Raw genomic sequence first — 14,576 nt, 5'->3', positions numbered from 1 at the left:
CGGCGATAAAAAACGGTCTGATTTCATTTTCAATCAATAAGTATCGTCATTTTTAAAGAGCACTATATAAATAGTTTCCATAATAATTTTCATATCCAAAAACAAAGACCAGTGGTTTATGTAAAAAATATCATAACTCAATCTTCTTCTCGCATCCCTTAATGTTTTAACTTCCCCACGACAGCCTCTGACCTGAGCAAGTCCTGTAATTCCCGGATTTAATTTGTGGCGAATTAAATAGTTCTTAACGACATCCTCATATATGCCCTCTCCCACCCGCATGGACGCGACATGCGCACGCGGGCCGACAATGGACATCTGTCCTGCCAGCACATTCCACAATTGGGGGAGTTCATCCAAAGAATAGCGCCGCAAATAGCGGCCAACCCGCGTAACGCGTGGATCGTCCCGCACCGTCTTCTGCACACCTGTCGGATCAGACAAATCGGTATACATCGTGCGGAATTTGAGGACCGGAATGGGATTCGAATTAAACCCATAACGCATCTGTTCAAAAAAAATTGGCCCTTTACTGTCATATTTAATCAAAATAGCAATGAGAGCAAAAACAGGAGATAAAAACAATAGAAGTAAAATTGATATTATTTTATCTTCAAGAAATTTTACAATATAGTCAAACCCGGACAATGGCTGTTTTTCTATAAGAATCATCGAAAACTCAGCTTCCGACGATGCCTTCTTGGGGTCGGAACCCGATTTCCTCAATGCGATCTCGATATCGACGGGAAGCACCCGTATCTTCTGAAAAATATCAAGGAACCGCTCCCTGCTCAGGGAGAATATGGACAAGATAATAATGTCAGGCAAAGTCCGCCGACAGAAAACCAGCAAATCATCAAGATTCCCCAGATACTGCACCGAGGGTTTAGCCTCTTCCAGTTCCCTGGTCCGGTCATCGAAATTCCCCAGAATCTCATATCGATCCGGAGCCTGACGGAGCCAGCGCGCCACCTTTTCCGCATCCATGCCGGCCCCGACAATGACCACACGTTTCCGCTGTGACGGCAGGCCACTACGCAGAAACGATGCAGTCCTTCTAACACTCGACGCCGAGATGCGTGCCGCCAGATATGACGCTTCCGCCTGAAGATCAGATATATCAGCCAAAACGTAATAGATCCCTGCACATTGCAATCAAGAATTCATACAGTGCCCAGACATATCGTCTTATCAGGCGCCGAGGCTCCAGCACGATCCGCCAGAGCCATTCCAGATTAAGACGCTGAACGATGGCCGGGGGCTTGGGCAAAAGGCCAAGGGCCACGATCAGCGATTGCCCGATGCACAACGCCCAACAGGGCGGCAGATAGTCCTTATACCTGCTAACAAACAGTTCGCTCCGTGGCGCCCCGACCCCCATGAAAAGCAGGGTCGTCCCGTGGCTGCAGATCAGTTGCGCCATGTGTCGTGATTCGATCGCATTATTTTCGAAACCGAAGGGCGGAACGTAAAAGGCAAACCCCGCATCGAGACCGTGGGCCCGCGCCCATTCAAGAACTGCCTTTCCCGTCCGCTCACTATCCACTACCGCGAAAATACGATGTTTCTTCAATGCCCCGGGCATGGACATCAAATCCTCGGTGATCTCACGCCCCGTCACCCGACCCGGCAACGGCAAACCACGGCAACGGCCGTAATAATAAAGCGGGAAGCCATCGCACGTCAGAATTTCCGCCTGTCGGCATGCCTGCCGAAATTCATCATTCGTCCGCATCAGTGCAATATGCTGGATATTCGGCGTCACAAGCAGACCCACGCCTGCATCCGGAGTTCTGACATGCTCCGCTATAAGGTCCGAAATTTCACCGGCAGACAATGTGCTAAAAGGCAAACCAAACAACAGAAAAGCCGATCGAGACATATACGCCGACATATTGTTCGAACCTTTGAACACTACATTATTTGGGTCAGGGTATCGCCGATCGGTGCCCAAAGGAACACCGAATTCACGCTTTGCCTATTCGTTTCCTCATGAAGACGTCCGCTCTTTGCACCCGCACGAACGGAACGTCTCGAATGCATCCTTGAACGCACTCCTATTTGACCGAAGATGGTGCAAGATAGGGCTTTCCACTGCGGGGCATAATGAATAGTGCGCTCAACCCGAAAGAATTTGCATACTTGTATATCGCAATGGGGAAAAATATACCTACAACCGTACCAGATATCGCCTGGATATATAGGTTATTTATATGAAAAGCTCCATGCATTACGATGCGCATGCCACTTCCAACAATAACATGGATTAGATAGATAGGCATTGAATACTTTCCTATGTATTTTATTATGTTCGCCCTATCTTTTAAATTAATACTCACGCTTATTATAAATAAAATCGTTATCAATGATAAATAGAGAGAGAAAAATCCTATCTTCGTGTAATTAAAATCATATACAAAATGAAATATATACTGCGAAGCAAGAACGGTAACCAGCAGGAGAATTATATATTTCCGGCACGCTCCCTCAAAAAGGGCCATAAATTGGCCGCACAATATACCAAAAGAAAAATACACAGCATTTGCGAGGAAAAGATCAAAAATAAATGGAGCATTAAGCTCATATCGAAAGACACAGAAAAACGAAAGAATTATCGTCAAAAACAAATAATTTACAGACGAAAAAGTCACTTCAATTATAACAAAAACAACAAAGCACATCATTAAAATGTAAAGAAACCAAAACTGATCCCGAGGCATCCATAGAATGGAAAGCAATTCGATTGGTCTAAAATGACTATTTGTATAATGTGATAAAAATATTTCTATACCACCCTGTATTATTGACCACACAATATAAGGATAAACTATTGTATCAAATTTATTCCTGATAAGTCCATCGCTATGCCGTTTTTCCATAGAACTATGAAAAAACAACCCTGACACAACAAAAAATAGAGGCATGTGAAAGCTATATATAATACTATCAACGATAGTCAGGGCATTGTTTTTTTGTACGATCCCGGCTTTTTCTATACCTCTGAGCACATGTCCCAGAACCACAAGAATTATTCCAATACCTTTAACATAATCTACCCAAGCATAGTACCCTTTGGGCGATGCGTCCCGTAGCACAGAAACAGTTTGAGGATGGACAGGATCTGCTCTAACCATACTTTCTCTCATCTTTGCACGGCCGCCCAAGAGTTTTGAACAAACTCTTCCAAGCATCAGGTATTTTTCTACGAAATAACTGAATCAACATAATTTTCAGGGGACTATTTAAAGCAGCCTCGATGGCCACAAACCTCGAAACACAGGAACGCACGCAGGGTCGTCACCAGCGTGCTTTTTTTTCGACAATCTCTCAGCATTTCACTTCCCAGACACATTCCCCCATCTGGTCGCACGTTCTTCTGGGAGGACAATGACTACCCCCGGCAGGAAGAGTGTCGGGAACCATGAATGGCCCAGAATCCACTGGCGAAAGCGGAGGAAGTTCCTTCGGCTCGGGAGGCACCAGACCATTTGGTTCAGCACATTGGGACACATGTTTGCACTGTCCCCGCGTACAATCCCATACCCATCTACAGGCATGCCGACCGACTTGCTGCTCGATTTCCCTTTGAGCCCACGCCCCCTCGGACGCGGGCAAAGCCAAAAGGATGGTCACGATCACCAGTAGAGCGGTGCGGCCAAACCGATGGCCACTCAGCCACCGTCCACGCCAGCCTCCCGTTCCTTCACGCCATACGACTCTCCTCCAGCCCCCCCGTGAAATGTTCCTTGATAATGACATTATGGGTGCTTCATCAGATCGAGCCTTAAAGCAGGAAAAGCGCACAACAGACAGGTCAGACGCAAACGCGATCATTCGCGTTCAAATACATTCAACCGACGGCCGGCGCTTCAGTGTAGCCGCGATCCATTGCCCGTCCAATCCTTGTTTTGGCGCTTCATCAAAGGATGCCAGAGGGCTATATCTGTTTTAGCATGTCCCGCGTGCCCCTGTTACGCCATGAGTCTTTTCTGCCAATGCGTTTTCTGATTTCCCTGTCTGATCAGGCGCTCGGCGCCTTGCTGACTTTCATCGTCAATCTATGGATGGCACGTGAGGGACTGCCAAACTCCTATGGTGTTTATGCCTTATGGCTTGCGGTAGCCTGGATCACCGGCACCGCTCAATCCACGCTGATCACCTGCCACCTTGCGGGACTGAATGCGGTCGAAGGGAAGGAAAGAGCAACAGCCGAACGTTTTTTACTGACGATCCAGATCCTCTTCGCTCTGGCCGCATTTGTAACAACAGCTTTGGTCATGGCGATACTCGGTCACTACCACAGCAAGTTCCATGCCGTCGGCGCGGTTGTTTTTGTTCCGATGTTCCTTGTCTATCAATATACGCGCGCCCTGTTCTTCGCCCACCACCGAGTCGGCTCCGCCACGGCTCTGACCGCAACCTCCCTGCTCATCTTCATCGTTGCCGCCTCGACATGCTCCCTGGCCGGGCACACCCCAACCCCTGACATTGGGCTGCTCCTGGCCGGTGGCTCGTATGGTATCGCAGCGTTCGCCTGGCTGGTAACGGGAACAAGAGGGCAGCGTCCCCTCGTGCACTGGCGCGATATGCGCCCACATCTCCATTATCTGCATAGTTCGGGTTGGATCATGCTCGGCGCAGCGTCCGCTGAGTTGGCCAGTCGCATGTTCAACTTTGTCGGTGCCTGGCGCTATGGTCCACTCGCTCTCGCAGAACTGACAGCAACACAGGTCGTCATCAGGCCGGCCTGGATGCTCAACGCAGCATGGTCATCCATTAGCCTGCCGCAACTTTCCAGAATGTGGGCCCATCACGATCGACACCCTTTCATGAAGACACTTGCCACAGGCGTGCTGTTACCGCTGGTCGGCAGCATCCTCTGGACGGGCAGCGTGGCGCTAAGTTGGCCCGAACTCTCTCAACTGTTGTACAAAGGGAATTATCAACAGAGCGGTTCTCTAATCCTTCTTTGGGGCGCAAATGTTATCCTCGGCGGCCTGTCTACCGTCGGAACCATCACACTTCTGTCCATGAAGCGATATCGCGTCCTCGCGCTGACCGATCTGGCTGCAGCCCTGACAACATGCTCAAGTATGGTCGTCATCGCAATGAACTCCCATTCGGCTATGGTCATTGTCGGAACCCTCGCCGGCCAGACAGTTCAATGCCTTTGCATGATATACATAATTCGACGCATTCTAGTCGGCTCGCACGTTGTTTCGAAGAAATAGCGCGGCCTTTACAATTCTCATCCCAAATATAAAATGCTCAACAATACACGCAGGAGCAATAACGCTTGCGCCGTAGACGCTCATTTCACCAGTTAGCCGTTCCAAATCATGTCACGATAGTATAATATACATTTCATGATTATTTTTTTAACAACGACAAATAGCTCTTTTTGCTAAATAAGTTAAATTTCCATATCACATTAATAAGATATCTTTCCGCATGCGTTATTTTGATAAGGGCGGGCGGTCTATGCGGCATCTTATTCGCACAAAGTTTCAGGGCAATCTTGTAGGGAACCCATTGAGACAATTCGTGATATAAAAATGCAGACTGCATGGCTGCTCGCAGATGAACGGAGAAGGACGGAAGTTGCCGCATAGCCACCTGCGCTGCGAGATACGCAAGAAGATATTTTGGGTCTTCGACCCCCTGAAGGATCTCTCCATAATCAGATCTATTTTTCAAACTTGAAAGATATGTATCGACACCCTGAGTGACGTTCTTGAACTCGTCTCTCCAGGCTCGAATCAGCGGATCATCCGGCGGAGATGCGATCAGCCAGTTTTCAAGAACTGGGAAATGCTCGATTTTCGTCCAGTTTTCATAATAAAATCCGACAAAATTATACCGCCCACTTAAAAATTTTTCGTAAATCCAGGAAAAATCTTCAAATACTAGAGTGGTTGCATCAAGCCATATACCACCATAACGCAGTATCAATTCCAACCGGATCAAATCGGACTTCGTCGTTGCCGAAAGTCCTTCATGGTTCACCATATAGTCATCTATATAATGAGATACAGTACGACAATTCAGCAGGCGAATATCGTAATCCGGATTCAATTCGCTTAGTTTTTCTATTAAATTATCTATATATTTGGGATAATCTGGATTATCCCAATACATCCATATAATTTTAGGAAGAAAAATCCCTTCCTCCCCTGAATTTAAAAAAGATATCTCATTAACTGGGCCAGCCTCAGGCGCAACCTCAAATGAAGACGAATAATAAAACAATAAATACGCCAATAAATCTTTAATATTTTTAATTTTTTTTCGAAATCGGATCATTATCCATTCCCAGTCCAACACTTCCGACACCAACCATTACCATAAACGCCCCCTTCTTCGAGGGAGCGATGAAAAAAACCAAATTAATAGAAAACGCTCGACCCCATATTGTAATTCAATGTCTTATTAAACGGTATGGCCTTGTCCAAATACTGGTCGATGAAGATGTCGAATGACGCAATTGCAGTTTTGGGTACAAAGACCAGATCACCAGGTTGAAGCATGACGTGATCACTCATATCGGCCGTGTTCATGTAATGTCGCAGATCGATTGTCCGCATCATTGGGCGCCCGTCGGCGCGGTGGCGGATCAGGACGGCCTGAGACAATTTGGCCGAATCGATGGGACCACCTGCAGTAACAACCGCCTGCATGGCATCCATGACACCCTTGAGCGGATAGACCCCCTGTGTTTTGACCTCGCCCCCCACGTATATCTGCGCACCCACGTAACTACGCACGACTATGTCGAACTCGGGCTGCCGCAGGTAAGCAACGTATCTTTGCTGCATGTTGCTCTTCAGCGTCGCAACAGACAGCCCAGCCGCCATGATCGTTCCCAACAGCGGAGCCGTGATCGTGCCGTCGGGCGCGATTGACAGTTCATTTTCGTTCAACTCTGGGTTAAGAGTATATTGAATTGCCAGCGTGTCCCCCGGAGAAAGCCGGTAAGGAACAGGCTCATTCGTCCAGGGAACGAAATTACGTGCGCCATGAGGTTGGGGATCAAGATGCTGGACACAGCCCGTGATGCATACGGCAAACAACGTGACTAACAACCTGCGCAAGAATGTCACAGCCAGCTTGTTCCTTCAGACCAAGGTTGCTTTCTCAATAAAGCTTTCCGGGGGGCAGAGCAATCAGCCTGATGCGATACGAAGCGTATCGCGCGAAGTTTCGCATTTCACACTGGTCGCCATTCATGGTAGCACGCAGTATATGACGACAGTGTTGGCGGTCTGAACTTATCATGAAGGAACCCTTCCAGCTTCGCCTGACCAGCAGGTCCATGTCGTATGCGCAACATTCGTTGCGCGATATCTTGGCAGCAGTTTTTTATTATAAAAGAAGCATTCTGATTGCCGCATTGATTCCGGTCGTGCTCAGCATCATGGCCACCGTCACCGCGCACCGGATCTACACGGCCCAGGCGCGACTGCTGATCCTTTATGGCGGGGAATATGTCTTCCATCCGCTCGGGCAGGAAACTGGCGGCGACGTCGCTATGGATCGCAATCAGATCATTCAGGGCGAATTGGAAATTCTCCAAAGTCCAGCACTGGCTGAACAGGTAATCCAGGACGTGGGGGTCCGGCGCCTTTATCCGGATCTCCCGTCGACCCGACAGGGGGAACAGCAGGCGGCCAGTCGCCTTCTGCGGGATTTGCGTGTCGATGCCATCCCGCAGTCCAATATTCTGGAACTGTCGCTTCGTAACCAGAAGCGTCAGATAGCTCTGGATACGCTCGATACCATTATCCACGACTATATTATTTATCACGGCCAGATCTTCACAGCAAACCGGGACAGCGGCCCCGCCAAATTGGTGGCTCAGATGGCGGCCCGGCTGAACGCAGCCGAAGACAAGCTCGTTGCCTTCAGCGTGGCCCATAATATCAGTGATCTGCCGCAGCAGACATCCATCATCCTACGCCGTACCGGCGAACTGTCCGACGAGCAGACGAACATCATCAGTGAAACAGACAATCTCGATGCCCAGATCAAAAGTCTAGAAAGCACATTGTCATCGACTCCGTCACGAATCGAGCTATATTCCGAAACAGATGTCGGGCAATCTCGCAAGACGATGCAGGACCGTTTGGCGCGCCTGCAGATCCAGTTGGCTGATGCCCGGCAGCGCTACCAAGACACATTTCCCCTAGTCGTCGATATCCAACATCAGATCAACGATATCAAACAGCAGATCGAGCATGCCGCCCCCCGTGAAGTGAATGTAAAGCGCAGCGGCATCAATAATGTCTACGATGAACTGAATCAGCAGAGAATTCTGCTGACGTCGCGGATGGCGGGTCTCCGTGCCAAGCGCGTTGCAATCGATGCCGAAAAAAGCGCCCTTCAGAGACGCCTGGTCGAACTCACCAATCTGTCGGGTCAATATCGAAATTTGCAAACGACCCGAGATTCGTTGACCGAAAGCTACCGGACGCTCGAAAACAACGTCGAGGCTTCGACGATAGGCTCGTCCTTGGCTCAATTGGCAAGCGCCAATATCCGTGTCGTCCACCCCCCGAATGCGTCCATGCACGGCTCAACGCTGCGGTTGCCGATCCTGGCGACCGGCCTGCTGCTTGGCATGATCGCTGCTGTCGGTACCTTGGCCTTTCTCGTTTCTACCCAGAAAATATTCGTCACTGTTCGCGACGTCGAACATGGCCTTCACTTACCCGTTCTGCTATCTATTCCCGTATATAAGAAGTAACGCATAGTGAGCGACATACCTACCGCGGCCGACAAGACAAACGGCCTTCATGCGTATCTGGTTTCGGCAAATGAAATAAAGCGGCTTCTTTATATGGTGCCGCGCAAAAAAAATCACGCAACAATTCTACAGTTTATCGCTACCCAAGCCGGGATCGGCACCAGCAGCATTGCACGTGAATTCGCAACCGTCGCTGGCGGTGAGATGGGAATTCCGACACTTCTCATATCGCTCGACGAATCCGCCATCGCCACTGACGACGATCTGGCACGGAAATATCAGCTGTCGCCTTCCGCCCTGCTCCCCCCCGGCGCCGAACTGCCCTCAGCAGACTGGGTGAGACTCCGCATGGTCAGAGATTCGACGCTGACTTTTGCTGCAGCCATAGCGGACCAGCAGAAGCATCCTGCTGACTGGATCGAACTGCTTCAGGCTTGGCGACCCTATTTCGAACTGATCCTGATCGACGCACCGCCTCTTAGAAAATCATATCTTGGGGTGGCACTCTCTTCGCACGTTGACGCCTCCATTATTATAATCGGCGCAGAAGAAACGAATAAGAGCGACGCAAAAGACCTTATCCACAGAATACAGGAGTCGCGAGGCAACATAATCGGCGCGATATTAAATAAGCGCCGCTCTCATATCCCAGATATTCTTTATAATCTTCCGATATGATTTTTTATTCAACAAGCGTAGAGCACGCCATTACCGATTTCGGGGACGGGGCCGTCCTGCTTCCGATTTTCGCCGTGTCTATTGTTCTATTTGCAGCCTTCGGATGGATGCGTGGTGCCATCATCTGGGGAGCGCTGTCAGGCACAGCGCTTGCCATATTGATGTTGGCCAAGCTCATGGGCCTGGAATGGGCGTATCTTTTTGACAACTCCGCTCGGGCACTCAGCGTCAGTGGCCATGTTTCGGCCGGCAGCGCGATTTATGGCAGTCTCCTGAATTTTCTGCTTTTTCGCAAGAGGATGAACCTACTTGCCTACTTGCCGGTTCCGGTCCTGGTTGCCTGTACATTGTCCTATACGCGCCTCATACTCCATATACACACACCTGCCGAAGTCGCATTAGGCGGTGCCCTCGGCGTTTCCGTCGCCTTGGCATCCAGCCGCGTGCTCATTCCCATGCCCTCCCGATTGATCATTCCAACACTTGCGATCATGTTGATCATCATTGTGTCTTTTTACGGCGAGCATTCTCATACTGAAACGTTTCTTCAATCCCAGTTTTCCGCATGGTCACCGGATTTATAAGATCGCTGCACATTGTCGGCTGATCCCCTGCCCGCGGCCCCAAACAGAAACGCTGGATGAGGCCGGGTGGCATAATGCGCCATTGCCTGTTTAACTGCGAGGCGAGCCTGTCCAGGCGACGGCCATCCGGAAAGCGATCCTTGCGCGGCAGCCAAAGGAGCATCTCTCGGGATGACGACTTCCCGCCCCCTCTATCACCCCATGAAAGCGTCACCCTGTTTCCCTGCCTCCTGTACTTCCCCCTAGAAGAGTTGCTCAGGCTGCGCCATAGTTGCGCCATTAGAGTGCACGCCATCGCAGCCCGATCACCATGACGTCCTGTCGAGAATCGAGCCTTCCGCACCATCATGACGGACACAGCGTGCATTCATGCTAGGAAACCCAACGAAATTTTCTTACATTCCATCACTGGACGGAATAAGAGCCATTTCCGTCATCATCGTCTTATTCAGCCACGCAGGGGTGTCCAAACTCATACCCGGCGGTTTTGGCGTTACGATTTTCTTTTTCCTGTCAGGATTCATCATAACCACGCGCATGTTCAGGGAACATGAGAAGAACGGAACTATTTCGCTAAGAAATTTCTATATCCACAGAGCCTTCCGGTTGACTCCTTCTTTGCTTTTGAGCATGTCCGCAGCGATCATTCTCGTTCTATTCGGCGCTGCGCAAGGCGCCATCGATCCATTAACCTTGTGCAGTCAACTTTTTTTCTTCTTCAACTATTTCTCGATATACGGAAATGCCCATCCTATAGATGGTCTTGGCGTCTTGTGGTCTTTATCGGTAGAAGAACATTTTTACCTAATTTGGCCGACCATCTTTATTTTATTTATGAAAAATCGAATCAGTATTATACAGATTGCAGGATTGGCCGCCCTTCTGCCCATGTGGAGATATATTAGATTATTTTTTCTGCATGATACAGAATGGGCTATTTACACACTGACGGATACGCGGTTCGATAGTTTGATATTTGGATGCCTTCTCGCGATTTTTCAAAAAAAATATACAGTGGAGGAAAATATAGAACCAATATCTATCTATTTTATAATACTTAGTTCAATTTTTGTTTTAATTTTTACTTTTATTTTCCAAGACTACACTTTTAGATCAACATGGAGATACACAATCCAAGGGTTAGCTCTTCTCCCTTTGTTTCATTTTTCGGTAACGATGCCGGATCTGGCGATCTTCCGTCCACTCAACTGGATGATATCACGCATGATAGGTGTATGGTCTTACAATATATATCTCATTCATTATGTCATTATCCTTGCACTCGAATCACACAACTTAGCTCCATCACATAAGGTCATTTTTGCATTGCTCGTTTTGTTTCTATCTTCGGTATGGGCCGCACTCATTTTCTACTTTGTCGAAAAACCGCTCCGGAGAATACGGCAGAAGTTCTGAAGCAAACACACATTCCCGGCGATCCGACGCGCCTTTCATGCGTTCAAAAATTCTCGCCGAGCGTGCTCCTCCCCTGCTCTCGCTCGTCAGGACGGTTTTCAAAAGGCCTCCAACATATTGTTCGCCCTCACTGTCACGCTCTGTGTTCTGCCCTTTCATGGCTCCATACGGATGACATGCAGCAGGCAGTTTCAGCGCTGGCTGGCAGCTTCGATCGGGTAGAGCGGAATTTTGTAAAACCAGAAGCATTTTCCCACTGCCCCAGCCATTTTAAGCAGCAACGCGGCCAAGGCCGGCGTCAGGCGTGTACCGCGCATGACATAGGGCACAACATGAAACAGCAACAATAAGGATCCGCCGACGCATTGCATCAGGCCGCGCAGCATGAGTCGTAATGCCGCCCCCCCCGCATGATCGGTGTTATGAATCACAGCGGCGGCAAAAACCTGCCCGCCGCTAAATGCACGCAGAAATAGATAGCGAAAGCGCATGCGATTGGCGGGGACCCATTCAAAAACGACGGCTGACCCACACCAAGCAATGCGCAGACCCTCTCTTCGAAGTCGAAGAAAGAGGTCCAGATCTTCGCCACCCGACTTCCCGAATGTCGGATCAAAGGGCGCCGCGCCTCTGAAGCATCTCTGCCGCTTCCATATCGAAGCATTCGTGGACACGGTCACCGGGGCCCCGCCGCCCAGCCCAAGCGGAATGAGTGTACCGTCCGGCATTGGCCAAGACCGTACGAACTGCCGGCATTCTTCGTCCCAGACAGGTGGTTTCTCAGCCGGGCGAACAGATACGGCAGAGAGCGCGCAATCAGCGCCGCTGGCTTCCAGCGTAGCATACATCTGATCCAGCCAACCAGCTTCGATCGTAACATCATCATCCAGAAACGCAATAATATCAGCCTTTGCCGTCGCTATTCCCCGATTGCGCGCAATCGAAATATTGGCCGGCTGTGCGCTAACATATCGGACAGGCACAAGCTGTCCTTCATAGCGCTTCACGATGTCATTTCCATAACCGGAGGGGCTATTGTCGGCGATCACGATTTCAAAGCCCAAACCCTTCGGGCTCGCATGGTCGATGCACATATCAATCAGCCGCGTCAGAGATTCGGGACGATTGAAGGTGCAGATGACAATAGAAATAAGCGGCGTTTTCATCACGTACGCGCCACCTTTGCCTTGGATTGCCCGATGGTCGCAAGACCATCTTCCAGCGTTATCCGCGCGGACCAGTTCATAATCTCTTTCGCCTTGTCTGTCCGATAAAAGACCGTCCGCTTGAACAGGGCAAGTTCACTGATTGCAGGGGCACCACGGACCCAGGCAAACCTGTCCGTTCTCAATAGCTTCCTGATCAACTTGAAAGGAAGCGCGACCAAAACACGTCCATAGAGAACAGGCAGCGTGATATGCCGCAACGGTCCATATCCGATCAGGTTCGCCACTCTCTGGAACCAGTCGTTCCAACTGATGCAATCCGGACCATTGATGTTGAAAACATGTCCCGCCGCCGCGCGAACGACAAGGGCAGCCTCGACCGCGGATGCAACGTCATCCACATGCACGAGATTACACGATCCAGCAGCCGCGCTACCGAAATTGCCCCAGTATCCGCTACGAATGCGGCGCTCCAGATCCGTTACCCAGAGAGGGCTGTTGGGACCATAAATAATGGTCGGTCGCAAGATAACGATTTCCAGCGCGGGAAAACCTTCAGCCACCTCCTCTGCCATGGCTTTCCAGGAGGCATAGTTCGACCACGTCCCCTTGATACGAGGCGTCGCTTCCGAAACGCTCCCATCGGCCCCACCATAAACTGAAACCGAACTGATCAGCACGACACGCCTGACACCCGCAATGCAGCAGGCTTCAAGCAGCTTCCGCGTGCCAGCTATCACCACGTCCGCACCGCCCACAGCGCAGTGCACCACGCTGCCGACATCGTACAGAATACGGGCCTGCATCGCCGCATCCTCTGTAACATCCAGTCTTACTGTGCTATCATTTGTCTGGCGCGCAGTGGCCAGAACCTGCATGTCTAGCCGGCCAGTCAAAAACTTCACAACGGCTTTTCCAAGAAAGCCATTGCTTCCCGTTACGAGTACTTTCACGAAAATAGCCTCCTGGGCACTTCTACCGTCATGTGATGGCAGCTATAGAAATTCAGAGAGAAGCTGCAATTCCAGAGAGGCGCCGCCTGCTAGCATAACATGTGTTGATCGGCCGGGCATACGTGCAGACAGGTCTGGGAAAAACGGTGCGGAATGGATAGATCATGCAGATCGGCCTGATTAACGACAGTCTGACGTTCCATGAGGCTCAGGACGTTCATGACTTGACGAGGGCGACGAGATAAAGAAGCACGGCGCAGGAGTGTCTTCCCTCCTGTGCTGTTGCAGTAGCAGGAATACGCATGGAAACATACAAGGAACCAAGCTGGGTCTATCGCCTCTCTGCTTGGGTTCTCCTGCTCACGCTACTGTATTCGGCGATAGGCACGCCCAATTTTCATCGCGACGCCCTGACGGTCAGCGATACGGATTCCGTCAATCCCATCAATCGTTTCATCTGGCTGGCTCTTCTGGCCGGGGCCTTTCCCCTAATCAGGGTCCGATGGCCCAAACTCCAGGACACGCTCAAGGCGGCCTGGCCCCTTATCGCCTTGTTTATCTATTTTTCGTTCAGCACATTCTGGGCACTCGATCCAGACGCTTCGAAACGCCGGGTCCTGCTTGCATGGGTGCAGATTATCCTTGTGGCAACATTGACTTGCTCCATACGTGACAGGCTACTTCTGATTCGTTTCATTTTTCTGAGCTGTGTAATCACTGCGTGCGCCGACGTCGTGACGTGGATAATCATGCCCGGGTTTGCCATGACCGACGAAGGACTGGCCGGCTTGCAGCCCCAGAAAAACCTGACCGGACTGATCATGATGTATGGCCTTCTGGCAGGGGGAACGCTGCTCTTTTGCGACCTCAGCCGCCGGGAGCGTTGGTTGACACTAGGGGGAAACACCCTTCTGCTGGCGCTTCTTCTCGCAAGTCGCTCTAAGTGACTGTTTGAAAAGTCATAGAACGGTCTGAAACCCTGAGGCGGCGTATGCCGACTTGGGCAGGTTTACCTATATGAGGGTAATTTCTGCCC

13 protein-coding genes are annotated in these 14,576 nt (G+C 50.2%); 6 read left to right on the top strand and 7 right to left on the bottom strand.

Going from position 1 to position 14,576, the window contains the following annotated elements:
- Positions 1 to 33: 33 nt before the first annotated feature.
- The 3 genes from C7453_RS14365 to C7453_RS14355 all read right to left on the bottom strand — a co-directional run bounded on the left by C7453_RS14365 (position 34) and on the right by C7453_RS14355 (position 3,191).
- Positions 34 to 1,128, bottom strand: a complete 1,095-nt coding sequence (locus C7453_RS14365) for an exopolysaccharide biosynthesis polyprenyl glycosylphosphotransferase (protein ID WP_170143238.1) — start codon at positions 1,126 to 1,128, stop codon at positions 34 to 36.
- Complete coding sequence (locus C7453_RS14360) at positions 1,121 to 1,777, bottom strand: WecB/TagA/CpsF family glycosyltransferase (protein ID WP_211311078.1); 657 nt, start codon at positions 1,775 to 1,777, stop codon at positions 1,121 to 1,123. Before C7453_RS14360 ends, C7453_RS14365 begins: the two co-directional genes overlap by 8 nt.
- A gap of 280 nt (positions 1,778 to 2,057) precedes the next feature.
- On the bottom strand, positions 2,058 to 3,191 hold the full coding sequence (locus tag C7453_RS14355; RefSeq protein ID WP_114728239.1) for an acyltransferase family protein: 1,134 nt from the start codon (positions 3,189 to 3,191) through the stop codon (positions 2,058 to 2,060).
- A gap of 804 nt (positions 3,192 to 3,995) precedes the next feature.
- Between C7453_RS14355 and C7453_RS14350 the strand changes: the two genes are divergently transcribed.
- Entirely contained in the window at positions 3,996 to 5,231 is a 1,236-nt protein-coding gene (locus tag C7453_RS14350) for a lipopolysaccharide biosynthesis protein (RefSeq protein ID WP_141288860.1), read from the top strand.
- Positions 5,232 to 5,370: 139 nt separating this feature from the next.
- Here the strand turns inward: C7453_RS14350 and C7453_RS14345 are convergent, their stop codons facing one another.
- Entirely contained in the window at positions 5,371 to 6,303 is a 933-nt protein-coding gene (locus C7453_RS14345; RefSeq protein WP_114728237.1) for a glycosyltransferase family 32 protein, read from the bottom strand.
- Positions 6,304 to 6,386: 83 nt separating this feature from the next.
- Positions 6,387 to 7,100 (bottom strand): polysaccharide biosynthesis/export family protein, encoded by a 714-nt coding sequence (locus C7453_RS14340; RefSeq protein WP_114728236.1) that lies wholly within the window; start codon positions 7,098 to 7,100, stop codon positions 6,387 to 6,389.
- 173 nt (positions 7,101 to 7,273) lie between these two features.
- On the opposite strand from C7453_RS14340, the gene C7453_RS14335 reads away from it, so the two are divergent.
- From C7453_RS14335 to C7453_RS14320, 4 genes are all read left to right on the top strand, one after another.
- Positions 7,274 to 8,743, top strand: a complete 1,470-nt coding sequence (locus C7453_RS14335) for a GumC family protein (RefSeq protein ID WP_114728235.1) — start codon at positions 7,274 to 7,276, stop codon at positions 8,741 to 8,743.
- A 6-nt stretch (positions 8,744 to 8,749) separates the two neighbouring features.
- A complete protein-coding gene (locus C7453_RS14330; protein ID WP_141288856.1) occupies positions 8,750 to 9,421 on the top strand; it encodes a P-loop NTPase family protein in 672 nt (223 codons plus the stop codon).
- Positions 9,418 to 10,005: a phosphatase PAP2 family protein gene (locus C7453_RS14325; protein WP_114728233.1), complete on the top strand. Its 588-nt coding sequence runs from the start codon at positions 9,418 to 9,420 to the stop codon at positions 10,003 to 10,005. Before C7453_RS14330 ends, C7453_RS14325 begins: the two co-directional genes overlap by 4 nt.
- A 369-nt stretch (positions 10,006 to 10,374) precedes the next feature.
- Positions 10,375 to 11,421: an acyltransferase family protein gene (locus tag C7453_RS14320; RefSeq protein WP_114728232.1), complete on the top strand. Its 1,047-nt coding sequence runs from the start codon at positions 10,375 to 10,377 to the stop codon at positions 11,419 to 11,421.
- 191 nt (positions 11,422 to 11,612) lie between these two features.
- Here the strand turns inward: C7453_RS14320 and C7453_RS14315 are convergent, their stop codons facing one another.
- Positions 11,613 to 12,587 (bottom strand): glycosyltransferase family 2 protein, encoded by a 975-nt coding sequence (locus tag C7453_RS14315; protein WP_114728231.1) that lies wholly within the window; start codon positions 12,585 to 12,587, stop codon positions 11,613 to 11,615.
- Entirely contained in the window at positions 12,587 to 13,540 is a 954-nt protein-coding gene (locus C7453_RS14310; protein WP_170143237.1) for an NAD-dependent epimerase/dehydratase family protein, read from the bottom strand. Before C7453_RS14310 ends, C7453_RS14315 begins: the two co-directional genes overlap by 1 nt.
- 302 nt (positions 13,541 to 13,842) lie before the next feature.
- On the opposite strand from C7453_RS14310, the gene C7453_RS14305 reads away from it, so the two are divergent.
- A complete protein-coding gene (locus tag C7453_RS14305) occupies positions 13,843 to 14,487 on the top strand; it encodes a hypothetical protein (protein WP_114728229.1) in 645 nt (214 codons plus the stop codon).
- Positions 14,488 to 14,576 lie beyond the last annotated feature (89 nt).

The organism is Gluconacetobacter liquefaciens (assembly GCF_003350405.1).
Taxonomy (GTDB): domain Bacteria; phylum Pseudomonadota; class Alphaproteobacteria; order Acetobacterales; family Acetobacteraceae; genus Gluconacetobacter; species Gluconacetobacter liquefaciens.
This window is presented reverse-complemented; position numbering and strand designations above follow the sequence as displayed.